The sequence below is a fragment of the Cyanobacterium sp. genome (assembly GCF_054166785.1).
The window spans coordinates 56,213-79,638 of the sequence record NZ_JBSZCP010000018.1 but is presented as its reverse complement, the minus strand read 5'-3'; the positions used below and the strand labels follow the sequence as shown (position 1 = coordinate 79,638).

Genomic DNA, 23,426 nt, shown 5'->3' with positions numbered 1-23,426 from the left:
AAAAATTTTAGACTACAAGTATTGTTCTAATGCCTAAACCGAGTGAAGTATTTTTTCATTAACCCCAATAAATCAAGCCAAGAAAAAACCTCTTTTTCTTCCCAATTTCGATTATACTCGACTTTTTTTCCTTTAAAAGCATCAAAAATTTGACCATGGGCAGATAGGGAAAATTCATCGTTGCGATGGGGATAATCTTTTATCCATGTAATGAGCATTTCTAAATTAGTATTCTGAGCCTCTAAACTTTCATATTTATGGCTTTCCCAAGGACGTTGACGGCAATTTTGCACACAGGTATCGATGTCAGGATTAGGAAATATCAATTGATTACCATAGTCACCCACAAAAGAAATTAAATCACCATAGCAACCCTCTATTATCCAATGGTTTTTACCTTGAATAAAATTCAAAATATCTCCATAACTATCCTCTAAACTTCGTCTTTGGGGGTTTAATCCAGACTCCCAAGCAATGGTATCTAAATCGAGAAAAGGAATATGGTAGGTTGCTACAATTTTTTTTGCTAAAGTAGATTTTCCTGAACTAGAATTGCCGAGAATTATAATTTTATTTGCCATAAAAAAAGGGAGACAATGTGCCTCCCCTAATTCATCAATTAGACAGCTTCAAAATCTAAAGCGTCAATAATGGTTTTGTTATAAATAATGCGTCCGGGGGTAGTGTGGACATACTGGGCAATGATTTCACCCTCGGCAGTTTCGCGCACTTTGCGATCGCCATAATACTTCCAACAACTACCATCACCCAATTCCTCAACCTTTTCAGGAGTATCATCAGGGCGACTACCATCAACCACCCCATCAAAACGTACCCATACATAGGCGTGTAAATCAATTAACCCTTGCTCATAGGCTCTAAAAGCATCCTCAAGGTTAGCATAATAACTATCAGCGCCCTTAGTTGCCGCAGGATTTTCCGCCGTGAGGTAATAACAACCCAATACCATATCCTGAGAAGGAGCGATAATTGGTTTACCCGTAGCAGGGGAAAGGATATTATGACAAGCCATCATCAACAAACGAGCTTCCGCTTGGGCTTCAATGGAAAGGGGTACGTGTACCGCCATTTGGTCCCCGTCAAAGTCAGCGTTGAAAGGAGGACACACAAGGGGATGGAGTTGAATCGCTCTACCCTCTACCAATACAGGCTCAAAGGCTTGGATACCCAAACGGTGGAGAGTCGGCGCACGGTTTAGTAAAACAGGGTGTCCCGTGATAACTTCTTCTAATACTTTCCAGATGCTAGGATCACCTTTGATAATCATTTTCTTAGCCGCCTTGATATTACTAACAATACCAATACGGATGAGACGGTTAATTACAAAGGGTTGGAAAAGTTCGATCGCCATTTCCCTAGGCAAACCGCACTGATAAATCTGTAAACTAGGACCTACTACAATTACCGAACGTCCAGAGTAGTCAACCCGTTTACCCAAGAGGTTTTGACGGAAACGACCTTGTTTTCCTTCGATAATATCAGAAAGGGATTTGAGGGGGCGATTATTCCCACCTACCACCGTACGCCCTCTACGTCCATTATCAATGAGAGCATCCACTGCCTCTTGTAACATCCGTTTTTCGTTACGGATAATAATTTCAGGGGCAAGGATTTCTTGAAGACGTTTCAAACGATTATTACGGTTAATTACACGACGGTATAAATCGTTAAGGTCAGAGGTAGCAAAACGACCACCATCCAACTGCACCATGGGGCGCAAATCAGGGGGAATGACGGGAATTACACTTAAAACCATCCATTCAGGTTTTGAGCCTGTGGCAATAAAGTTATCAATTAAGCGTAATCTTTTAATCAACTTCGCTCTTTTTTGACCCTTACTGTTGCTTATATCTTCCCTTAATTTATCCGCTTCTTCTTCTAGTTGAATTTCTTGTAATAAACGCTCTACCGCCTCAGCGCCAATACCGACTTCAATATCTTCTAATTCTGAATCCTCGGCATAAATTTGCTCCTCAATTTCCATCCATTGATCTTCACTGAGCAATTGACGGTTACTCAAGTTACTGGCATTACCGGGGTTTAGCACCACATAGGAGTTAAAATATACTACCTGTTCCACGTCCCGCAGGGGCATATCAAGGAGAATACTTAGATAACTAGGAATCCCTTTTAAGTACCATACATGGGTAACGGGGGCTGCTAATTTGAGGTAGCCCATACGATGACGGCGCACCCTAGACTCTGTAACTTCAACCCCACAACGTTCGCAAACAATGCCTCTATGACGTACTCTTTTATATTTGCCACAATGACATTCCCAATCTTTGGAAGGACCAAAAATTTTCTCACAAAATAAGCCGTCCATTTCGGGCTTAAGGGTACGATAGTTAATGGTTTCTGGGGTTGTTACTTCACCGACTACAATACCATTGGGTAAGGTGCGCTCGCCCCATTCTCTAATTCTTTCGGGGGAGGCGATGCCGATTTTAACGTAGTCAAACTGTCTTGTTTGTTGCTTTGTCATGCTATTGTAATGAGCTAAACCTTTTCTATATAATCAATCAATAATGTATCCGCAATTATCCGAGGGCTTGTTATTTTTTTACATTGGGCGATAATTGGTCAGAGGATATATTATACTATAATATTTAGCAAATATTTTCGGTAGTATTACCCTAGGGTATTTTAAACGGAACGATTCCAATGGGAATTAGCTAATACAGTGTAAACGATCGCAAACATTCCCAACACTGCAAGGGCAACAGAAAAGCCAATCATCTGGCTATCAAGAATATTAGTAGCTTGTTGAGTAAGCAAATCATAGTTAATGCTAAATTTAGCGGCAGCCATCCCCGTGTAGTGCATTGATAGCACAGCAACCCCCATGACTAAAGAAGCACTGGTTTTTTTGATGTTATATAAAGCATCTTTTTTCCCCGTCCTTAATCCAATTACGATTTTTATAGCCGCAAAGGAAGCTACGATCGCAATTAGCACTGATAAGATAAATAAAGTAGGATCATAACTCACATCCGCCGCCACCCTCATAGCTGCCATACCAATATAGTGCATTCCCGCAATGGCTGCCCCCATAGTAATAGCCCCTGCCCCAATGGTTTTATTTGTTACCAAAGGCTGAGTGATAATATACAAACCCTGAATACAGCCCAACACCGCCGCAAACAAAGAAACTAGCACAATCAGAAAATCATAACTAATTTTCGCTTCAATGGAAAAAGCAGTCATAGCGATAAAGTGCATTCCCCAAATACCCATGCCCATAGTAACAGCACTAATGAGCAACCAACTCCAACGCTCCAAACCCTTGTTAAAAGTCACTTCTTGAGACATTTCTATGGTGAAATATCCAGCCCCTACCGCAATGATAGCCGAGAGAATAACGAGGGGAATATCGTAAGTTACATTCATGATTATTTGCTAAATTTTTATTAAAGAATTAAATATTTTAAAATTTACTGATTTACCTCAGAATACTGAGTTTGTAGATGTTTATTGACAATTTTTAATAACTCTACTTGAGAAAAAGGCTTAGGTAAAAAATCCCTTGCCCCAATACTCTTCATTTTGTCAGAGTCCAACATTTTATGGTTGCCACTCACAATAATAATAGGAACATTTTGAAACATGGAACTACTCTTGAGAATTTGAGAAAGACGATTACCATTAATCTTTGGCATAGATAAATCCATCAAGATTAAATCAGGTTTACTTTCAAAAAGATAAGAAAGAGACTCCATGGGATTTTCCACCGTAACCACCTCAAAATAATCCCCCTGTAGATAGCCCTTAATAGTGTCTAACATCGTCACACTATCATCAATACAAATAATTTTATATTTACCCTCCTTGGATGAAGAATCAACAGGGGAAGAAAATTCATTATTGGCAATAACTTCTTTTTTTTGTGATGGTGTCGCCTCCTGCGTTACTTTTTCTTTTGTAGAAGACACACTAGGCAAATTATCATAGGGGTAAATCGCTGGTTGTAAACGGACAATGCCACCCTGAATATAAGGGGCTAATAAACTGATAACTTTTAACTCATCCTGCTTTAAAACAGTAGCAATATCTCTGATGGTAGTATTACTTTTCACTATTTTTGATAGCTGTGTTAATACCCTTGCAGATAATTTTCCTTGGGGTACTCTTTTCTGAGCATCATTGACATTGATAAAAACAGGACGTTGATAAGGGGAGGATACCACCCTAGAAACCTTTTGCCATAATTGATGACGGAGACGCACAGATTTAACCATAGCTGATATGTCCATAGCACTGTCGCCTATGACATTTTTGAGGTTAGATAGTTCTGTTTTTTCTAATTTTTGCCGACGATATTCCCCTTCTTTCAACCAGAGAAAAGACTCTAGGGCATCCTGAGTTAATTCTTTGATAAGACTATTTTTATCTTCATTATTAATTAATTGTTTTTGGAATAGTAAGTGTACTACCTGTATCAGTTTTGAGTTATTAATGCTTTGTTTTGTTTTGAGAGCATTAACAATTTTTGTGGCAACTTGAGGATTCGTACGACTTAAATAATATTCTAAGGTCTTTAGTGATTGTAAGGAATGATCCGCATATTGCAATGTGCCATCAATGTAATAAAGATTCCATGTTACAAAATTTGAGACTATCTCTACATGGGCAGTTAGCCTATTTTTATAAAAATATTGAAGAATATTAAAAGGATTAAATATTAGTTTTTTGTTACTATCTTGGTTATTCATTTTATATTTTAACTTAGATAATTGGTGAGTGATTAATGTGTTTATTTTGTATTACATTAACTTACTTTTATCGGTGGATGTAACAATGTTAAATTATTTGTAAAGAAATAGTTTGTTTTTAATGTAAAGTTTTTATAAAGTATTAGAAATAAGGTTGATGAAATAAATATTTAAAATGTTTAAACTTGTTCATGTTTATTAATATTCATAATAGTCCACTAAAGATAATTTACATTTACTACTCTTTCGATAGTTTTAAGTAATTCCTCCTCATTGTAGGGTTTAGAAAAATAGCCATCAGCACCTAAGTTAAAAGCTAATTTTTTATGTTTTTCATTACTTCGAGAAGTAAGCATGATGATGGGCAAAGACTTAAATTGAGATTTGCCTTTGATTTCTTCTAATACTCCATAACCATCAAGACGGGGCATTTCGATGTCACAGATAACAGCCTGAACAGAAATTTCTCCGAGTAGTTTATCCACCGCCTCTTGTCCATCTTTTGCTTGTTCTACTTGATAACCTGCTTTTTCGAGGGTAGCCCCAAGATAACGGCGCACGTTAATAGAATCATCGACAATGAGGATAGTATTTTCCCGATCGCCCTTAAAATCTTTATAGTAATTATGGGAAAACATTAGAGGGCGTGGTTCAATGATGGACTGTTGTTCTAGGGCATCTTGAAGCATCACCACAGGATCGATTAAAGGTAGTACCCGCCCATCCCCCAAAATGAGGGAACTAATGAAACCAAGGGGCAACCGTAAATGGGTTTCAATGGGGCGAATAGTCACCTCCTGCTCACCCCAATAACGCTCGAGGTGGATAGCCCCACAGTTATTATTTTCCCCCACAATCAATAATGTGGGCTGATCAATTACAGGATAACCCCCCATTTCAAAAGGTTTGGAAGGACGATTAAAAACTAAAGAATCTTCAAGGTGAACCACGGGAATATCTTTATTTTGCCATGTCACTTGTTTTTGCCCATGGGATGCCGTTTTAATAATTTCCCTGACGCTGTTTACGGGTACCGCAAACACCATTTGACTGGTTTCCACCAACATTACCCGAAGAATGGAAAGATTAAAAGGTAAAGAAAGGGTAAAAGTAGTGCCTTGCCCCACGGTGCTATCAGCATGGATTTCTCCCTGTAACTCCTCCACATTAGATCGTACTATATCCATTCCTACCCCTCTTCCTGATAAATCAGTCACTTCCGAGGCAGTAGAAAAACCCGGTTTAAAAATATAATCGATAATTTGAGAAGGTTTCATCTTGGCAATCTCTGCCCGACTAATGCCCATTTTTAAAAGTCGTTGGCTAATCTTGTCTAAAGAAATTCCTGCCCCATCATCTTGGATAGTAATAATAATTTTTGTACCACGGTTAAAGGCGCTCAGGGTAATGGTGCCTTGGGGTGGTTTTCCTGATGAGATGCGGGTTTGAGAATCTTCGATACCATGATCAAAGGCATTGCGTAAAAGGTGCATCAGGGGAGCGTTGAGGGCTTCAATAAAAGTGCGATCGAGTAAAGTAGTTTCCCCCTCAATCTTAAGATTAACTTTTTTGCCAAACTGCATTCCCAAATCTCGGATATAGCGAGGGAAACCCCTCACCAAATCAGCAAAGGGACGCATCTGGATGCGAGTGGCATTTTTTTGCAAAGATTCCATGGTGTGGTTTAATTCTTGCAAAGATTGGTTAAGATCCCCAATACTAAAGTTAATATCGGTGCTAACCTCCTTTAGCTGTACGATGGTTTCGATTTGTTCTTGGGAAATAACGTGTAAGTCGCTATAACGATCCATTTCGAGGGTGTCAAAGTCTTCTAGGGTAGCTTTAGTCAGTAAAGAATTTTCATCGAAAGATTTGATTACCGTGGAGTCTTGCTGATTAATCCACCCCTCCGAAGAGGCTCGATCATACCAATCCCTCAATTCCTTGTTAGAGCGCTCTAGTTGAGTCATGCGCCGTTGCATCAACTCCCCAAAATTTTGGATTTGTTCGAGGCGTAAATTGAGGCGGTTTCGCTCGAGGATTAGTTTACCAAAAAGACTATTAAATTTTGACAACTGATCAACTGGCACTTTCACCATTTTCCCTGTTTGGGGAGCAGTCTTGATAATTTGAGGCTCAGGACTAGGAATAAATTCTTCTTCGGTGTCGGAGGAAATTTCGGCAAAGGTATTTTCGATGGCTTCTTCGATTTCTTGCCCAAGGTCTTCTAAGGTTTGTAAGTCGGGGGAAAGTTCTTTTAGGGATGATAAAATCTCGTCTTCTGGCGCTAAATCAAAATCTATGGTTTCATCAAGGGCGTTACTGATAGAGGATAGGAGATCATCATCATTTTCGAGGGATAAATCAAAGTTGATCGTTTCATCGAGGGCATTACCCAGAGAAAGTAAATCTTCTTCTTCTAAATCTAGGTCAAAGTTTTCTAAATTTAGTTCCTCGGTGATGGAATTATTTTGTGTGGGTGAACTTTCCAAATCCCACGGTAGTTTATCCAGATTCCCCCGCATTACTAGCCCGTGCGATCGCCTCCAAACCGTTAACGCTTCCTGAGCCAGATTTACAATACCATCCTCCCCCATGGGGTGCTGGGAAGCAGATCCTGCTAAGATCGCCCTTTGTTTGATAGATTCTGATAAATTGATCACTGGCTCTAAATCCGCCATCCGAGCAAACATCAAAATTTTTTCCGCCGTCATCACCACTTCAGAGGACAACTTTTCAGGGGATGAATTATTGATCTGATGTTCCAAATCATCGAGGATACCATCAACCCCCTCCTCAAACATCTGTAACTCCCCACTGCTTTCCTCATCCTGCTGTTTAAGTAATAAATCCTCATCCCCATCCTGTAATTCCCCTAAATGTTTCTTTAAACCCTCAAAAATGGGGGAAACTTCCTTTTCTAGCCACCCTTGAGAAACTTCTACTCCCTCTAAATAATTATTTTTAATCACCACCATGGCATCCACTGCCCTTAAGAGCAAATTTTCCACATCCAAGGAAATCTGCCTAGAGTGATGATGCACCCGCAACACCTTCAAAAAATCCTCTAGGCGGTGGGCTACCTGACTTAATGCCATAAACCCCATCATTCCAGCCCCCCCTTTTACTGAGTGAACCTCCCGCAAAATCAAATCTAGTTTTTCCGCTTCGGCAATGGCTGCACTAATATCTAATACATTACTTTCAACGGTGTTAAAACAGTCTTGGGCTTCGTCTAAAAAATTGAGTTTAATTTGATCTTGATTCATGGTTTTGGGGGATAGGCAATGGGCAATGGGCAACAGGCAATGGGCAATCAATTATTGGTTACTCATTAACCTTGAATTGTTCTACCGCTGACTCTAGTTGTTTGGCGATGGTGGCGGTATCTTTGATAGATTGAGCGATTTTTTCGGAGGAAAATGATCTTTGTTCCGATTGCTGGGCGATTTGTTCCATCAATTCGGTAACAAGACGGGAGGTTTGAGCTTGAGATACGGTAGATTGGGAAATATTTTGCATTAATTCATTGATTCGTTGCGATCGCTCTAATACCCTTTCTAACCGTTGCTTGGTGGATTCCACTAGGCGAGTAGTATTGACCACCTGAGAAGTTCCCGATTCCATGGCGATGGTGACATCTTGGGTTTCCCGCTGAATTTCCGACACCAGTTGCGTAATTTGTTTGGTGGCCGCCGCCGATTGCTCCGCCAAAGCCCCTACCTGCTCCGCTACCACGGTAAAACCCTGTCCTTGTTCCCCTGCCCGACTGGCTTCCACACTGGCGTTAATGGCTAAAAGATTGGTCTTGAGGGCAATTTCTTCGATTAAGGATACTACCTGAGAAATATTCTGGGATGATTCCCCCAACCGTTTCATTTTCTTGGCGGTTTCTCCCACGTTGGTACGAAGGCTGACAATACTTTCTACGGTTTTATCCATGGCATCAGATCCTTTTTTGGTTACTTCGTAGGCATCATCGGCAAGGGTTGCCGCCTGACTAGCATTGGCTGCCACTTCTTCGATGGAATAGGACATTTTCTGTACCGATGCGAGGGTTTTGTTGGTTTGCTCTACTTCTTTTAGACTTTCGACGGTTAATTCTTGAATGGAGTGTTCATTTTCCCCTAGGGAGGTTACTACTTTTGTACTGGATTGTTTTACCTGTAGGGCAATGTCTTGTAAGCTATCGAGAATACCGTTACATAAATCCGCCACGGTACTCATTTCCATGGAATCTAAACTAGCTCTTACGGTTAAATCCCCATCCATGGCGTATTGTAATTCGTTTAAGAGGTTAAAGATTCCCATTTCTAGCTTTTCTTTTTCCTGTCTTTGTTCCAGTGCGATCGCCTCTTGCTCTTTAATCAAATCTTTTACCCTACTTACCAAGGCATTGAAGTTGTCGGCGAGGGTACGACTTTCCAATGTACCTTCAGGAATTGCTCTAGTGTCTAAATCCCCTTGGGCTACTTGTTGAGCTTTTTGGGTTAGGTTGGTTAACGGCTCGGAAAAAGTTTGGGCTAATAAAATAATATTACCCACCGCCAAAGCACCCAAGAAAAGAGCAATGGTAAGGAAAACAATAATTACCTGTCCTCCCAATTGACTAACATCTGCATTATCCACCGATGCGATCGCCAAGAAGTTACTATCAGGAATCAACGTAAAATTAAAATATCGATTTTGATATTCCAAAGTCAAAATACTAGCATTTCCCCCCTCAGGACTCACCAAATTAGTCTTACTAAGCCCATCCACCACTCGAACAGAAGATAAAATACTTTGTACATCATCATTTAATATCCCCTGTGCAAAAATTCTTCCCACATCCGCAACGGTATTGCCCCCCACCACCTGCTCAAGATTTACTCCTTCATTACCACCCACGCCGTTAACTACTTCCCCCGTACTACTATCGATAATTTGCACTACCTGAGAGCCAGTTACTTGAAACCGCAAAGAAGTTTCTAAAGCATTATCAATGGCATCTAAGACTGTGTCTTGATTCTCAGCTATGTCGGAATTTTCCAAAAAAACCTGACTTGTTTCCCTCGTTACCACCGCAATTTGTTCTACTTGCCCTTGCTGTTTCTGCTGCTCTTGATAACGGGTGAAGTTAATCCCAATGGCACTTACCACTATCAAGGGAATTAGGGTTGTAGGCACAATGGTAAGGAGTAAACGCTCTCGTAGGGTTCCTCCCCCTTGTTTTTCGGGGCTTTTGGGTTCAGGTTTAGGTTGTGTCCCTACCACCTCAGGAGAAGAGGATAGTAATTCAGGAGAAACATTAAGGGAAGGTTGTTGGGAGGTCATGACAATAAAAGATAATGGACAATAAATAATAAAATCTTAAAAGAAAAAAATAAAATTCTTTATTCAAATAATACTTTAATTTCTTATTATAATTAAATATTTAATCAAACATAGTCACGGAAAGTTATATTTTGACTGTTATGTTTATTTTATTTTGGAGGTATTTTTATGTAAAAAAAATTAAAAAGTAGCTTTTACAATGGCATCAAGATTTAATAGTGCAAGGGGTTTTTCGTTTTCTTTTTCTATCCATCCCTGTAAGTAAGGAGTGAGGCTAAACCAATGACCTATCCTTTCTCTGTCTAATCGGTTTTGTATCTCCCCTAAACTGTAAATATTCTCCGTATCCATTCTGGTAATTCCCTCAATTTGATTTACCGCTAATCCCAAAAATATATCCCTGTCAACGGAGTATTGGGGCAAAAAAGGAGCTACAGAAATTACGATCACATGATATTGTCTCGAGTAGGTAGGTAAAGGGGAAAAACCCATGATTTGAGGTAAATCCACCACAGAAAAAACCTTTTCCCTAGAAGTCATTAAACCCATCACAAAAGCAGACATCTGAGGAAGAGGAGTAATATGATTTCCCTCTAAGAGTAAAGATTCTCTCACATATTCCATGGGAATCAAAAAAGTGTCACTTATACCCAAACGACAACGTAGATATAGATTACCCGTTACAGCACTGCGTTGAAATAATTGGGGTAATAATTCCTGTAGTTTGGTAAATGAAGAAGTGTTTAAAGACATGGTTTTAAATAAGTGCGTTTTTTACTGCATCCACGATTTGCTCTTTGGTACAAGGCTTAACTACATAGGCTTTTACCCCTTGTTTCTCTGCCCACATACGATCTACTGCAGCATTTTTAGCGGTACAGGCAACCACGGGAATATTTGCAGTATCAGGGTTTTTTCTGAGTTGACGACACAAATCTAATCCTCCCATATTAGGCATCATCCAATCGGTGACAATGGCATCGGGTTTTACTTCTATGACTCTGGAGAGGGCTTCTTTTCCATCATTGGCTGTGGTTACTACATAACCAGCGGATGTTAGGTAGTCATTGAGTAAATCTAGTTCCGATTTGAGGTCATCTACTAATAAAATGCTTGGCATAGTATATCTTTGTTTATGAGTTAGTATAATTTATTACTCATTGTAGTAATTTTTATTCAAAATAGGGTAATTTTTATAATAAAAATTTAATAAAGAACAAAAATACGTAAGTATTAATTAGCACTAAAAATTTATTTTCTTGGATAAAAAACTGTCAAATCTACGCAAAAAAAAACAGTGAATGTTTAACCTACTTAGGTAAAAATATTAAGATTAATAAATGGTGTTATTCTATGTTCCGTGGTTCAAAATAAATTCGGCAATGGTTAAATCCATGGGAGTGGTAACTTTTAAATTAGTTTCTTCCCCTTCCACTATTTGCACGGAATAACCACATCTTTCGAGGAGGGCGGCATCGTCTGTCACTTCCCATCCCAATGCTAATCCTTGATTGTGGCATTGTTTTAATAGTTGAACATCGAATCCTTGGGGAGTTTGAGCGGCCCATAAATAGTCACGGTGGGGGCTATCTATGACTGTTTTATTTTCATCCACTACTTTAATGGTATCTTTTACGGGAATAGCGGCAATTAATCCTTGGCAATTATCCAATGCTTTGGCACAACGGTTAAATAATTCTGGGGTAGCTAAACACCTTGCCCCATCGTGGATTAATACTTTTTGGGCATGGTTTGGTAAGGCTTGTAAACCGTTATAGACTGATTGTTGTCTAGTGTCTCCCCCTTTTATGAGGGTAACGGGTTTGGTGAGGGATAGTTGTTCGATAATTTGGGTAAATTCTTCAAAGTCGTAGGGTTGCCCCATTATGCCTATCCACTCGATTGCTGAGGATTTTTCAGCGTTGATTAATGTCCATGCCAACAGGGGCTTATTTTGTAGTTTTAATAGTAGTTTGTTACCTTTTGCACCCATTCTTTTGCCTACACCTGCGGCGGGAATTAATAAAAACATGGTCAGAGTTTTGATAAAATTACTTGTTGATTGAGGAGTAATACTAAATCTGATTGATAAACTGTGCTTTGTTTATGGGCAATGGGCTTAAGCCGATTGTTCGTTTTATTAGTATACTTTTCTTTACGGATTCAGTATAAAAACTGATTTTTCACTTCATTTATTGTCGATTGTCCATGATCAATTGTCAATTTACCTTTATTTTCTATGGTTTTTTATGAATGATTCTTTGGGGCAACATTTACAAAAATCTCTTAACACCATTAAAAAGGCTCAGTGGTATCGTCAGGAACAACGGATAACTGATTTACGGGGTTATACTATCACCATTGATGGTCAAGAGTTGATTAATTTTGCTAGTAATGATTATTTAGGATTAGCCACAGATATTCGCCTTAAACAAGCGGTAATGGACGCTATGGAGCGTTATGGAATGGGTAGCACTGGATCTAGGTTATTAAGTGGTCATAGGAGCCTTCATGATGATTTAGAAAGGGCGATCGCCTCTTTGAAACAAACCCCAAAAGCCCTTGTGTTTAGTTCGGGATATTTGGCAAATTTAGGTACTATTGCCGCCCTTGTGGGAAAAAAAGATCTCATTTTAGGGGATGAGTATAACCATTCTAGTCTTAAAAATGGAGCTAAATTAAGTCAAGCCCATACCATGGAATATCAGCATCTGCATTGTGATGATTTAATAGATAAGTTGTCTAAAGTGCGATCGCACCATCGCCATTGTTTAATTATCACCGATAGTGTTTTTAGTATGGATGGAGACATTGCCCCCCTACCCCTACTGTTAGATATTGCCGAAAAATTTGACTGTTGGTTAATGGTGGATGAAGCCCACGGCACAGGAGTAATGGGCAAAAATGGAGCTGGATGTTTAGAACATTTTGAGCTTAAAAGTGAGCGTATTATTCAAATTGGTACCCTTAGTAAAGCCATCGGTAGCTTGGGGGGGTATGTGGCAGGGAGTGAAGTATTAATCGATTTTTTACGTAACCGTTGCCCCACTTGGATTTATACCACCGCCCTTTCCGTAGCGGACACCGCCGCTGCCCTAACAGGCATTAACATCATTGCCACCGAAGCCCATCGTCGTCATAACCTGTGGACTAATATTAATTTATTCAAAAAATTATGTAACCAAGCTCATTTACCTCTTTTGCCCTCAGATTCCGCCATTTTATGTTTGCCCCTCAAGGATGCTTCCCAAGCCCTCAAAATGTCATCCAAAATGAAAGATTCAGGTTTTTATATTCCAGCGATTCGCCCCCCCACTGTACCCACTAGCCGATTACGTCTTTCTTTGATGGCAACCCATGAAATAAAACATTTGCAAAAATTAGTAAAAATAATAACCCGAGAATAAGTTAAACAATCCATAACTCATGGTTCATAATTTACAATTCTTTATGGTATGATGCTTAAAAGGTTGTTGAGAAAAGTTAAACCCTAGACTCAATGAGCATTTTAAAAAATACAAACATCTAACTCTAGCCACACGGGCATGGTTTGGTTGCAAAAATTATTCACAAAAACAAACAACGACGATAACTCTAGCCCTAACAATGATAATAGGGACTGGGTAACGCTAAATCCTGATAAATTTGGTAATAGCCAAATATACTTTAGCACCCATGAGGAAATTGATTTATATGAATTAGAAGAACTATGCGACTCTGTGGGTTGGGCTAGGCGCCCCCTTCGTAAGGTAAAAAAAGCCCTCGAACACAGTTATCTAGTAGTTTCGGCTTGGGAAATTCGAGGCAACAAAAAAGCCATGATTGGTTTTGCCCGAGCAACTTCTGACCACGCTTTTAATGCAACTATTTGGGATGTGGTAATTCACCCTCGCTTTCAAAACAAGGGATTGGGTAAGGTTTTAATGCAATATATGATTCGTAAGTTGCGTAGTGATGACATTAGCAATGTTACTTTATTTGCAGACCCTCAAGTGGTAGAATTTTACCGCCGTTTAGGTTTTATTTTAGATCCTGAAGGCATCAAGGGGATGTTTTGGTACCCTGATTAATGTCTTCTTATTTTTTCATGTCTTTTAATTCTTGATCAACTTCCCATTGACGAAACTTTTCTTCGAGGGGGTCTAGGTTGTCGGTGTAGCTAGAATATGGGGGAGAAGATGAATTATAGTAGTTAGGGGTATTGTAAGGATTTTGAACCTCTTTCATTTTGTCTTGAATTTCTTTTTGCTTCTGTTCAATGGAGGTAAGAATTTCTTTCGATTCAGCTATTTTTCTTTTGGTATCTTCCATTTTTTCCCAAGCTATTTTTCCTTGTTGAAGAAGGCTTATTTCTCTCATTTCAGCTTGTTGGGCTAAATCATAACGTCCTGATTGTCTTGCTTTTTCGATGCGAGGATGCCATTTTTGAATTTCTTTGCCTAAATCGGTAATTTCCTGTTCTAGTTTTTGCAGTTCTGCTTTTAGTTTTAAAATGAGTCGAATGGTTTCTTTTTCTTGGGCTATTAACTCTTCTGATAAAACTTCTAGTTTAAGTTTAGGATTGCTATTTAAAAATTCTTCTAATCGAGACTCTAAAAAGTTGCTAAAATCTTCAAAAATTCCCATGGCTTTACCTTAATTAATGGTTAGATTACCAATTACGATAACACATGGAGAGAGGGCTATTCCTTCTGTTTTCTGTAGTATATTATCTAATGTTCCTCGCCATATCTGTTGATTATTTCTTCCTGCATTTTTTATAATTGTGATGGGAAAATCTTGAGTGCGATCGCGCAGCGCCATTTCATGACGATACTTTAGCAAATTATTAATAATAATAGGTAGATTTTTAGCTCCCATCAAAATAACGAGGGTATCTATTTGAGCAAGGACTTTCCAATTAAGGGAGTCGGGATTATGTCCACTGATAACGGCAAAATGCTGACTATTATTTTTTTCCGTCAAACTCAATCCGGCTAATAAAGGAGCGGCTAAAATGGATGATACTCCCGGTACTAACTCATAGGGAATATTATAAGGGGCGATCGCCTCTAGCTCTGGATTAAGACGACCAAAAATGCCTGGATCTCCACTTTTTAGACGAATTACAATATCATATACTTGACCATAATCAACCAACATTTGGTTAATAGTATCTTGGGGTGTACTAATCATTCCCCCTCTTTTGCCCACATCAACTTGTACACAATAGGGCGGTATAATTTTCAAAATTTCATCATCCGCTAAAGCATCATAAATAACCACATCTGCCCGACAAATTAAACCATGGGCTTTGACTGTCAAATAATCAATGCCCCCTACCCCAGCCCCTACAAAATAGATAGTCATATTATTATTAGCTTTCTTTAGTTATGTAGAAAAAAGATCTTAATTTACTTTACAATTAATCCATTAGTAACGGGAAAAAATTGAGATAAAATAAAACAACTATAACCACTCCCCCTAACAAGAAAAAAAATTATGACTCATCCCATAACTATATTTATAGTAGAAGACGAGGCGATCGCCGCAGAAAGCCTAAAACTAGACCTAGAAAATTTGGGATACAAAGTAGTAGGATTAGCAAATAATAGAAAAGATGCCCTTTTAGGGATTTATAATTATCGACCGAACCTAGTCCTCATGGACATTAAAATAAAAAATGACGATGGCATTGTCCTTGCAGAAGAAATAGCAAAAAAAACCTCTAACTCTATCCCCATTATCTACCTTACGGCTTATACAGATAAAGACACCGTCAAAAGAGCCATAAAAAGTTCTCCCTACGGATTTATAACCAAACCATACAAAATAGAAGTTTTAGAAACAAATATTAGTATTGCCCTCAATAAATATCAAGAAATTGTTGAGAGAGAGTCAAAACTATTAAAACAACAAGAACAATTAGAAGAATCTAGTAAATATGATGGTTTAACTCAATTACCCAATCAGTTATCCCTAGTAGAAAACTTTAACGCTATTTTAGAGGTTTTTTATCAACAAATAAATGCTAGTACAGATAGTGACGAGGAAACCATACCATCTTTAATTCCTATTTTTTATCTTGATTTTAGCCGTTTTAACTTAATTCGAGATGAATTAGGTATTGATGTATCTAATTCTTTATTTAAAGCAGTTGTCAGAAGATTAAAAGCAAACTTAGGAGACGATGTTATTCTTGCAAAATTAGAACATTATGAATTTTGTTTAATTACTGAACCCATAAGAAATCGTCAAACCGCCATTGATTTAGCAGAAGAATTATTAGAAAAAATTACCCCTCCTCTAATCTATAAAAAACAAAAAATCTATATCGATTTTAATATTGGTATCAGTTTTTATCCTATTCAAGGGGATACCATTAACGAGTTATTAAATAATGCTAGGGCGGTAGTTACAGAAAATAAAATTTTAGGGTTAAATCAATATGAAGTTTATTCCCCCGCTTTTCATATAAAAAATAATCAAGAGGTATCCATCGAAACAAGATTACATGATGCTTTAGAGCAAGAAGAATTTGAAATTTTTTATCAACCAAAAGTAAATCTTAAAACTAACAAAATAATTGGTGTTGAAGCCCTTTTACGTTGGAATGATCCTCAACATAGCAACATTTCCCCTGCTGTTTTTATCCCTATTGCTGAACAAATAGGCTTAATTGATAGCATTGGGCAATGGGTATTAAGTAAAGCCTGTGAAGATTTCAAAGTTCTTGAAACTAAATGTAGTCAACAATTAGAGGTTTCGGTGAATTTTTCTCCCCGTCAGTTTAATGATAATTTGTTAGAGCAAAAAATATTTAAAACATTAGCTGATCATTACTTTAATCCCCATTTTTTAGAGATCGAACTAACAGAAAGTTTATTAATTAAAAATCCTTCTTTGGCGGTAAAAAAATTAAATAAACTTAAATCCGCTGGTTTAAAAATTGCCATTGATGACTTTGGAAAAGGTTATTCTTCCCTTGGCTATTTACAACATTTTAATTTTGATACTTTAAAAATTGATAGGGATTTTATTAAAAATATTGATGCTAATTATAAAAATGCTAGTATAGTCAAATGTTTGATTCAAATGGCACACCAACTAAATTTAAAAGTGGTAGCCGAAGGGGTAGAAACCCCCGGGGAGTTAAACTTTTTAGCTAATAATGATTGTGATATTTTTCAGGGTTATTTATTCAGTCGTCCCGTTGCTTTTGATCAATTAATTGATTTAATTACCCTTAGAAATAGTTAAATTTCCGTGGAAGGACGATATTTTTGCCACTGTTTAATTTGCTCTAGTTGATACGCTAATTGTAAAATAGTGACTTCATCTCTTGGTTTGCCAACAATTTGGATGCCGATGGGTAAGCCTGAATCTGTAAATCCTGTGGGCAGTGCGATCGCCGGTTGCCCTGTAGCATTAAAGGGTGGACAAGGAGCGATCCAATGGATGATATTATTTAACGTAACCTCCGGTGACAAACCAGCCCATTCCCCTACCTTAATGGGAGGTTGCAGATAAGTAGGCAAAATTAGAGCATCATAATCAGCAAAAAAAGCCACTATTTGACGGGAAATAACTTGCACCTGATGGACAGCATCCAAATATTGAGCTAGGGTAGGCGCCGTCTCCCTTAACCAACGATTCATCGGGCTAAGAATAGCATCGGGAAAACTACCCTGTGCCATACTCGCTTGCCAAATAATTTTAAAAGGTTCAACAATGGTAGAAAAATCTGGACAACCTTCCGTTAACTCATGGCCCATGTCCGTAAAAATATTTACCGCATCCTTTACCTGCTCTTGTAAACAATCATCCGCCCTGCCGAAAGAAGATATTTCCATCCCAAAAGCAATTTTAAGAGACGAAGGACTTTGTTTTACCAAATTAGCAAAACCCTCTGGGGGGCTATCTAACCAATAAGGATCTCCTGTGATATTACCCGATAAAATATCCAATAACATAGCCGAATCCATGACACTACGACTCAGACAACCATGGGTTGCCATTCCTGCCAAATAATCCCCCACTGGGGCATTAGAGATTCTACCCCGAGAGGGCTTTAAGCCCACCAAACCGCAACAAAAAGCAGGTCCTCGCACGGAACCACCACCGTCTGACCCATGTACTACAGGGATTAAGCCTCCTGCCACGGCTGCCGCCGCCCCTCCACTAGAGCCTCCTGCGGTATATTCAGGGTTATAGGGGTTACGACAGGGCGGAAGACTAGGGGATTCGGTATAGGGTAATGAGCCTAATTCTGAGGTGGCTGTTTTACCTAAAATAATCATTCCTGCCTCTTTGATTTTATTGACAATACCACTATCAAAATCAGCGATATTATCTTTGATAAACCCGTTACCGTAAGCGGTGGGCATTCCCTTGACGGAGTATAAGTCTTTGATGGCGGTGGGAATACCGAAAAAAGTGGGTAACTCTTGGGTGTCTTTGGTATTGCCTAAAATTTCCGTTTTTAGATGGGCATCTTTAATGGCGTTATCGTGGGCAACATAGGCAAAGCTACCAAGTTGAGAGTCTATATTGTCGATGCGTTGTAAATATAATTCCGTTAACTCTAGGGGAGATATTTCTTTTTTACGGATTAGGGTTTCTAGGTGGTGGGCGGTGGTGAAAGGAAAGTTTTTATTATCGTCCATCATAAATCATTAGTTTAATTTGCTCTAAGTTAACATTGTCTTTGCCATGGTAAAAGATTTACAAAACATTAAGCTATGATTTTCCGTTGGAATTGGGATCTACAATATAAATATAGATTAAAGATATAGAGGTTTGAGTTTATGACTATTTGGGTAAATGAACAAATTGACGGTTGTGGAATTGTTCAAGCCTGTATTGCTGGAATGGATAAGGACGCAGCGGATGATTGTCATCGTGATTGGCAAGAAAAGTTAACGGATGATCAACAAAAGCAGGGCTGGAAAGCGGTTTTGCGTACTGTTAACAGTTGGGATGATGTTCCTGTTAATGCTCTTAAGTTGAGTTAGTGTTACGGTTTGGGGTACTATTTTTTCCCCATTCTTTTTTTTAGGATAGGGCTTATGGGGGATTCAAAAATAAGTCGGTTAGGTTTGCAGATACTATTATGCAATTTTTACATATTTTATCGGTGGATTAATTAACCATTTACTATTAGTAATAAGTAGTATATTTAGGAATTTTTGTGCCTAAAAATAGGTTAAAATAAATAATTAGTAAGTATATATTAAAGAAAAAAATGTCTGATAAAATTACTCCTAAATTAATTATCCATGGTGGGGCTGGTAGTTCTTTAAAAGGAAAAGGAGGCTTACAAGCGGTAAGGGAATCACTCCATGAAATTGTTAAGGAAGTATATCAATTACTTTTGGCGGGTAAAAGTGCCAATGAAGCGGTAATTTTGGGTTGTCAATTGTTAGAAAATAATTCTCGTTTTAATGCGGGTACGGGTTCGGTATTGCAATCCGATGGACAAATTCGCATGAGTGCTTCTTTGATGGATGGAGAAGCGCAGCGTTTTAGTGGGGTAATTAATGTTTCTCGGGTAAAAAATCCCATCGATTTAGCCAAAACTCTACAACACAAGGAAGATAGGGTGCTATCAGATTACGGTAGTGCGCAGTTATTGCGGGAGTTGGGTTTTCCTATCTATGACCCCCTGACGGATTTAAGATTGCAGGAATGGATTGAGGAAAGAAAGGGGAATTTTAGCAGTAAGATGGCTGGGGTTGTGGCAGAAAGTGAAAATGCGAGACGTGGTACCATTGGGGTGGTTGCCCTTGATAGTATGGGTAGGGTAAGCGCTGGTACTTCCACGGGGGGTAAGGGTTTGGAGTATGTGGGCAGGGTGAGTGATTCGGCTATGCCTGCGGGAAATTATGCCAATGGGGTGGCTGGGGTTAGTTGCACTGGCATTGGGGAAGATATTATTGATGAGTGTTTGGCTGCGAAGGTGGTCATTCGTACGACCGATGGTTTATCTTTGTATGATGCCATGACTAAGTCCATGGTGGAGGCGAAGGAAAATAAACGGGATTTAGGGGCGATCGCCCTTAGCTGTGATGGTAAAATAGTATGGGGTAAAACCAGCGAAATATTATTGGCCGCCTACCATGATGGTAATAATATTAACGATAGCTTGGAATGGAACGATGATAGCCTAACCAATACCATCTAAAAATCATTATTGCGACCAAACCAACGCTCATAAATTTGATCATAAGTACCATTTTCCCGTAAAGCTAGGATAGCCCGATTAATTTCGTTGCGATAACTGCTACCCCTAGGTAATACGATGGCGTAACTTTGAACATCAAAGGTATTGCCCACAATTTTGGTACTATGGTCATTATCCATTTCATTAATAAGATAAAGTAACACAGGCTCATCATAAACCACCGCCTCAATATCTTGGTTTTTTAATCCCTCGTATGCCTCATCAATGGTTTCAAAAGGTACGACATTCGCCGACAAATTTTCTAAAAATCTGACTGATGTACTACCTTGTACCGTACCCACAGAACGCCCCCTCAAATCATGGTATCCTCTAATTTTAGTATCGAGACGATCTACGGTCATAGAAGAGCTAATAGAAGCAGTAAAATAAGAAATTAATAGTATCCCTGAAAACATCCAAATCGTCGCTACAATTCTTCCTCCAGCAGTGGTAGGGGTTTTGTCACCGTAACCCACCGTCACTAAAGTTACCACAGACCACCAAAAAGATTCCCAAATGCCCTGCCAATATTTACGAGGAAACATTTGATGATTTTCTTTTCTTTCAAATATCCACATCATATGGGCCGCTAAAATCGTGAATAAACATAAAATCCCAATGGTAATCCAAATAGTTGGTACAAAAATATAGCTCACAGCCATTCTGAGGGGAGAAATAGGCTCTCCTGACACCATAATATTTAATCCAGAATCAAAAAAGGGGTGGGAAAAGTCGATAATTTGTTCCCTTTCCGATGTCATGGAAATTCCTGCTACGGATACATCTGCCCTACCTTCCACCACGGAATTTAATAACTCCTGCACATTATCTTCTGAGTGTAGTTCGTATTCTAGCCCTATTTTTTGTGCAATTTCATCCCATAATTCAATACTAAATCCAGAATATTCTCCATTTTCTTCTTCAAATACAAAAGGAGGAAAGGGGCGAGTAGATACCCTGACAGGATTACTATTTTCTTGGGCTAATAGAGGTTTTACGGAGACGACGGTAACGCCAAGGACAAAAATTTTAACCCAAAAAACTTTAGTAAGTAGTTTTTTAATATCAACAAAATTATATTTTAAGGGAATGGGAACTTTTAATATTTTCATGGTGTCAAATGGGGAAAGTTATTTTTTAAAATTAGCAAAAAGTAACTTTATATTACGAAAAATACAAAGCAAAAAAAATGCTGTTAGACTATTACTTAAGTATTTTAACTTAAACTTAATTCAGAATAATTTACTGACCGATACTAACATAAGCTCTGTTTTAAATAGGTTGAAATTAATAGTGTTGAAAATATCAGAATCATCATTTGTTTTGTTAATTCATCTTATGCAAGAAATAAAGAGGTAACATGAACGAAGAAAAAAAAATTGACCAATATCAACAGATTTCCCAAGAAAAAGAACAGAAACAAAATTTAACAAAAACCGCCCTAAAATTTGCCACTGTTTTAACTGCGGTAGGTCTTAGTGGAACCGCTTGGAGTGCGATCGCCCATGCGAACCCATCCCAAAATACCATCAAAGCCGATACAACCCTCAATGCTCAATTAAATCAACCTGTGTTACAACGGGGACAAATCAGGGAAGTTAATGGCACCATTGGCACTGACAGAAACCTGCTGATGAATCAATCCTCCATGCGCCTAACTCGAGAGCAATGGGCCACAGGAAAGCTGATGGAAGAAGCCATTAAAACAGGAAATATGGATCAAGCTATCCGTCAATGGGGAAATGAAGCAAAGCTATCGCAACCACAACTAGAATCCTTGCGCAAATTAAATACTGACGACCTAAGAACTCTTGGTCGCATTCAAGATCAATTAGGTGATCTCGGAGCGGTCAGTGACGTTATTGGTGCAGTGGTTTTTTAATAAAATCGAGTTTAAAACAAGGTCTATCTTCAGAATACAATATGCCATCGGTGTTCTGGGGAGGCTTTGTTCATCAAAAAAAGTCTTTACAAAAAAGTATCAATAACGGAAAAAGTCTTAATTTGATTCAACTTCAGGCAGTGGTAATAGTTTTACTTTTACAATGCCATTTTAACATTTTATCCCCTCATTGAAAAAAGATTCGGAAAAATGGAAAATAAAAAAATTCAACCGACTCGCTATTATGCAAAAAGTTTTCATCAAGCTCTGGGTATATTAGTGACCATGAAATGTCCTTTAGAGTGCGCCCATTGCGGTATTGAAAGCAGTCCTCGACGGGAAGAAGTTCTTGATCAAGAGTTGATTGTTTCGAGGTTAAGGGAAATAGGAAAACAAGGAAAGATTAAACAGTTAATCATCACTGGTGGTGAACCATTTGCCGTTCGTCCTCTCCTTCATTCTATTTTAGAGGTTGCCTTGGAATACGATATTTATACCTATGTTCAAAGTAGTGGTTTTTGGGCTTCTTCTAAGGAAAGGGCGATCGCAACTTTGACCCCATTACCAAGAATTACCCACCTAGGAATTAGTGCGGACGAATATCATGAATCCTTTGTACCCTTGCAGTATGTAAAAAATGCTGTAGAAGCGGCTTTGGAGTGTGGAATGCTTCCAGAAATATCCCTCAGAGTTTGGGATATGGACAATGACCCCTTTTTACAACACTTTTATAATGTTATTGGTCAAGACCTTTTAGAGCAAGTGTATATTGACTTTGAAAAAATTATCCCTTTGGGTAGAGGCACTCAATTTCTTTCCGTAGAACAAATTCAAAAAAATAAAATCGATCATTTCCCCGAAGGTGCTTGTAACTTAGCTCACCATGCTTCGGTGGATTGCGACGGAAAAGTTTTAGCTTGTTGTAATACCCGAATGGCTCGTAAATATCCTGCTTTACAGTTAGGAGACTTAAACGAAAAGTCTTTTACCCAAATGACCAATGAAGCGGAGGAAAATTATTTATTACAGGCGATTCGGGTTTGGGGCCCAAAAAGATTGGCTGAAATTGTGATAAAACATGGTATGGGCGATCGCCTCAAGGATGTTTATGAAAAAGATAGTATTTGTCTGCTTTGCACTGACTTGCTTTCAAAGCCAGAAATTGTCGAACTACTAACGGAAGTCCTTAATACCCCCGAAGTTAAGGAAGAATTAATCCTCTCCCGACTACTACGCTATGGCGAAATTTCTAAACCTTTAGAGCATACTTTAGAGTTAGTTTCTCCAATGTAAA

20 protein-coding genes are annotated in these 23,426 nt (G+C 38.6%); 7 read left to right on the top strand and 13 right to left on the bottom strand.

Annotated features, from left to right (window positions below):
* Window positions 1–26 precede the first annotated feature (26 nt).
* From ACXITR_RS02830 to ispD, 9 genes are all read right to left on the bottom strand, one after another.
* Window positions 27–581 carry a shikimate kinase gene (locus ACXITR_RS02830; RefSeq protein WP_457995717.1) on the bottom strand — a complete coding sequence of 185 codons (555 nt, stop codon included), beginning with the start codon at window positions 579–581 and terminating at the stop codon, window positions 27–29.
* 38 nt (window positions 582–619) lie between these two features.
* Complete coding sequence (locus ACXITR_RS02825; RefSeq protein WP_457995716.1) at window positions 620–2,506, bottom strand: DNA-directed RNA polymerase subunit gamma; 1,887 nt, start codon at window positions 2,504–2,506, stop codon at window positions 620–622.
* 161 nt (window positions 2,507–2,667) lie between these two features.
* Window positions 2,668–3,411: an MHYT domain-containing protein gene (locus tag ACXITR_RS02820; RefSeq protein WP_457995715.1), complete on the bottom strand. Its 744-nt coding sequence runs from the start codon at window positions 3,409–3,411 to the stop codon at window positions 2,668–2,670.
* A 44-nt stretch (window positions 3,412–3,455) separates the two neighbouring features.
* Window positions 3,456–4,733, bottom strand: a complete 1,278-nt coding sequence (locus tag ACXITR_RS02815) for a response regulator (protein WP_457995714.1) — start codon at window positions 4,731–4,733, stop codon at window positions 3,456–3,458.
* 218 nt (window positions 4,734–4,951) lie between these two features.
* On the bottom strand, window positions 4,952–8,002 hold the full coding sequence (locus ACXITR_RS02810; RefSeq protein WP_457995713.1) for a response regulator: 3,051 nt from the start codon (window positions 8,000–8,002) through the stop codon (window positions 4,952–4,954).
* Between the two features lie 58 nt (window positions 8,003–8,060).
* Complete coding sequence (locus ACXITR_RS02805) at window positions 8,061–10,049, bottom strand: methyl-accepting chemotaxis protein (protein WP_457995712.1); 1,989 nt, start codon at window positions 10,047–10,049, stop codon at window positions 8,061–8,063.
* A gap of 180 nt (window positions 10,050–10,229) precedes the next feature.
* On the bottom strand, window positions 10,230–10,802 hold the full coding sequence (locus ACXITR_RS02800; RefSeq protein ID WP_457995711.1) for a chemotaxis protein CheW: 573 nt from the start codon (window positions 10,800–10,802) through the stop codon (window positions 10,230–10,232).
* A 4-nt stretch (window positions 10,803–10,806) separates the two neighbouring features.
* The gene (locus ACXITR_RS02795) at window positions 10,807–11,169 is read right to left on the bottom strand and encodes a response regulator (protein ID WP_457995710.1); all 363 of its coding nucleotides are present in this window, start codon (window positions 11,167–11,169) and stop codon (window positions 10,807–10,809) included.
* 231 nt (window positions 11,170–11,400) lie between these two features.
* Complete coding sequence (gene ispD, locus ACXITR_RS02790; RefSeq protein WP_457995709.1) at window positions 11,401–12,081, bottom strand: 2-C-methyl-D-erythritol 4-phosphate cytidylyltransferase; 681 nt, start codon at window positions 12,079–12,081, stop codon at window positions 11,401–11,403.
* 217 nt (window positions 12,082–12,298) lie between these two features.
* On the opposite strand from ispD, the gene bioF reads away from it, so the two are divergent.
* Both bioF and ACXITR_RS02780 read left to right on the top strand, forming a co-directional pair.
* Window positions 12,299–13,456, top strand: a complete 1,158-nt coding sequence (bioF, locus tag ACXITR_RS02785) for an 8-amino-7-oxononanoate synthase (RefSeq protein ID WP_457995708.1) — start codon at window positions 12,299–12,301, stop codon at window positions 13,454–13,456.
* A 138-nt stretch (window positions 13,457–13,594) separates the two neighbouring features.
* The gene (locus ACXITR_RS02780) at window positions 13,595–14,119 is read left to right on the top strand and encodes a GNAT family N-acetyltransferase (RefSeq protein WP_457995707.1); all 525 of its coding nucleotides are present in this window, start codon (window positions 13,595–13,597) and stop codon (window positions 14,117–14,119) included.
* A gap of 7 nt (window positions 14,120–14,126) precedes the next feature.
* Here the strand turns inward: ACXITR_RS02780 and ACXITR_RS02775 are convergent, their stop codons facing one another.
* Window positions 14,127–14,675: a TIGR04376 family protein gene (locus ACXITR_RS02775; RefSeq protein WP_457995706.1), complete on the bottom strand. Its 549-nt coding sequence runs from the start codon at window positions 14,673–14,675 to the stop codon at window positions 14,127–14,129.
* Between the two features lie 9 nt (window positions 14,676–14,684).
* A complete protein-coding gene (gene cobA / locus ACXITR_RS02770) occupies window positions 14,685–15,398 on the bottom strand; it encodes a uroporphyrinogen-III C-methyltransferase (protein ID WP_457995705.1) in 714 nt (237 codons plus the stop codon).
* A 132-nt stretch (window positions 15,399–15,530) separates the two neighbouring features.
* On the opposite strand from cobA, the gene ACXITR_RS02765 reads away from it, so the two are divergent.
* A complete protein-coding gene (locus ACXITR_RS02765; RefSeq protein ID WP_457995704.1) occupies window positions 15,531–17,288 on the top strand; it encodes a two-component system response regulator in 1,758 nt (585 codons plus the stop codon).
* Here the strand turns inward: ACXITR_RS02765 and ACXITR_RS02760 are convergent.
* Window positions 17,285–18,694 carry an amidase gene (locus tag ACXITR_RS02760; protein ID WP_457995804.1) on the bottom strand — a complete coding sequence of 470 codons (1,410 nt, stop codon included), beginning with the start codon at window positions 18,692–18,694 and terminating at the stop codon, window positions 17,285–17,287. The two genes, ACXITR_RS02765 and ACXITR_RS02760, sit on opposite strands and share 4 nt — an antisense overlap.
* 141 nt (window positions 18,695–18,835) lie before the next feature.
* On the opposite strand from ACXITR_RS02760, the gene ACXITR_RS02755 reads away from it, so the two are divergent.
* Window positions 18,836–19,042, top strand: a complete 207-nt coding sequence (locus ACXITR_RS02755) for a glycogen debranching protein (RefSeq protein WP_457995703.1) — start codon at window positions 18,836–18,838, stop codon at window positions 19,040–19,042.
* A gap of 230 nt (window positions 19,043–19,272) precedes the next feature.
* Window positions 19,273–20,211 (top strand): isoaspartyl peptidase/L-asparaginase, encoded by a 939-nt coding sequence (locus ACXITR_RS02750; protein WP_457995702.1) that lies wholly within the window; start codon window positions 19,273–19,275, stop codon window positions 20,209–20,211.
* Here the strand turns inward: ACXITR_RS02750 and ACXITR_RS02745 are convergent.
* Window positions 20,208–21,362, bottom strand: a complete 1,155-nt coding sequence (locus ACXITR_RS02745; protein WP_457995701.1) for a transporter substrate-binding domain-containing protein — start codon at window positions 21,360–21,362, stop codon at window positions 20,208–20,210. The genes ACXITR_RS02750 and ACXITR_RS02745 overlap by 4 nt on opposite strands.
* 248 nt (window positions 21,363–21,610) lie before the next feature.
* On the opposite strand from ACXITR_RS02745, the gene ACXITR_RS02740 reads away from it, so the two are divergent.
* Together ACXITR_RS02740 and ACXITR_RS02735 are read left to right on the top strand one after the other, a co-directional pair.
* Window positions 21,611–22,132 (top strand): hypothetical protein, encoded by a 522-nt coding sequence (locus ACXITR_RS02740; RefSeq protein ID WP_457995700.1) that lies wholly within the window; start codon window positions 21,611–21,613, stop codon window positions 22,130–22,132.
* 210 nt (window positions 22,133–22,342) lie between these two features.
* Entirely contained in the window at window positions 22,343–23,425 is a 1,083-nt protein-coding gene (locus ACXITR_RS02735; RefSeq protein ID WP_457995699.1) for a radical SAM protein, read from the top strand.
* Window position 23,426: the final 1 nt, after the last annotated feature.

Excerpts from the sequence above, each read along its gene's own strand:
- ACXITR_RS02830 (WP_457995717.1), bottom strand. The coding sequence starts at position 581 with ATGGCAAATAAAATTATAATTCTCGGCAATTCTAGTTCAGGAAAATCT.
- ACXITR_RS02825 (WP_457995716.1), bottom strand. The coding sequence starts at position 2,506 with ATGACAAAGCAACAAACAAGACAGTTTGACTACGTTAAAATCGGCATC.
- ACXITR_RS02820 (WP_457995715.1), bottom strand. The coding sequence starts at position 3,411 with ATGAATGTAACTTACGATATTCCCCTCGTTATTCTCTCGGCTATCATT.
- ACXITR_RS02815 (WP_457995714.1), bottom strand. The coding sequence starts at position 4,733 with ATGAATAACCAAGATAGTAACAAAAAACTAATATTTAATCCTTTTAAT.
- ACXITR_RS02810 (WP_457995713.1), bottom strand. The coding sequence starts at position 8,002 with ATGAATCAAGATCAAATTAAACTCAATTTTTTAGACGAAGCCCAAGAC.
- ACXITR_RS02805 (WP_457995712.1), bottom strand. The coding sequence starts at position 10,049 with ATGACCTCCCAACAACCTTCCCTTAATGTTTCTCCTGAATTACTATCC.
- ACXITR_RS02800 (WP_457995711.1), bottom strand. The coding sequence starts at position 10,802 with ATGTCTTTAAACACTTCTTCATTTACCAAACTACAGGAATTATTACCC.
- ACXITR_RS02795 (WP_457995710.1), bottom strand. The coding sequence starts at position 11,169 with ATGCCAAGCATTTTATTAGTAGATGACCTCAAATCGGAACTAGATTTA.
- ispD (WP_457995709.1), bottom strand. The coding sequence starts at position 12,081 with ATGTTTTTATTAATTCCCGCCGCAGGTGTAGGCAAAAGAATGGGTGCA.
- bioF (WP_457995708.1), top strand. The coding sequence starts at position 12,299 with ATGAATGATTCTTTGGGGCAACATTTACAAAAATCTCTTAACACCATT.
- ACXITR_RS02780 (WP_457995707.1), top strand. The coding sequence starts at position 13,595 with ATGGTTTGGTTGCAAAAATTATTCACAAAAACAAACAACGACGATAAC.
- ACXITR_RS02775 (WP_457995706.1), bottom strand. The coding sequence starts at position 14,675 with ATGGGAATTTTTGAAGATTTTAGCAACTTTTTAGAGTCTCGATTAGAA.
- cobA (WP_457995705.1), bottom strand. The coding sequence starts at position 15,398 with ATGACTATCTATTTTGTAGGGGCTGGGGTAGGGGGCATTGATTATTTG.
- ACXITR_RS02765 (WP_457995704.1), top strand. The coding sequence starts at position 15,531 with ATGACTCATCCCATAACTATATTTATAGTAGAAGACGAGGCGATCGCC.
- ACXITR_RS02760 (WP_457995804.1), bottom strand. The coding sequence starts at position 18,694 with ATGGACGATAATAAAAACTTTCCTTTCACCACCGCCCACCACCTAGAA.
- ACXITR_RS02755 (WP_457995703.1), top strand. The coding sequence starts at position 18,836 with ATGACTATTTGGGTAAATGAACAAATTGACGGTTGTGGAATTGTTCAA.
- ACXITR_RS02750 (WP_457995702.1), top strand. The coding sequence starts at position 19,273 with ATGTCTGATAAAATTACTCCTAAATTAATTATCCATGGTGGGGCTGGT.
- ACXITR_RS02745 (WP_457995701.1), bottom strand. The coding sequence starts at position 21,362 with ATGAAAATATTAAAAGTTCCCATTCCCTTAAAATATAATTTTGTTGAT.
- ACXITR_RS02740 (WP_457995700.1), top strand. The coding sequence starts at position 21,611 with ATGAACGAAGAAAAAAAAATTGACCAATATCAACAGATTTCCCAAGAA.
- ACXITR_RS02735 (WP_457995699.1), top strand. The coding sequence starts at position 22,343 with ATGGAAAATAAAAAAATTCAACCGACTCGCTATTATGCAAAAAGTTTT.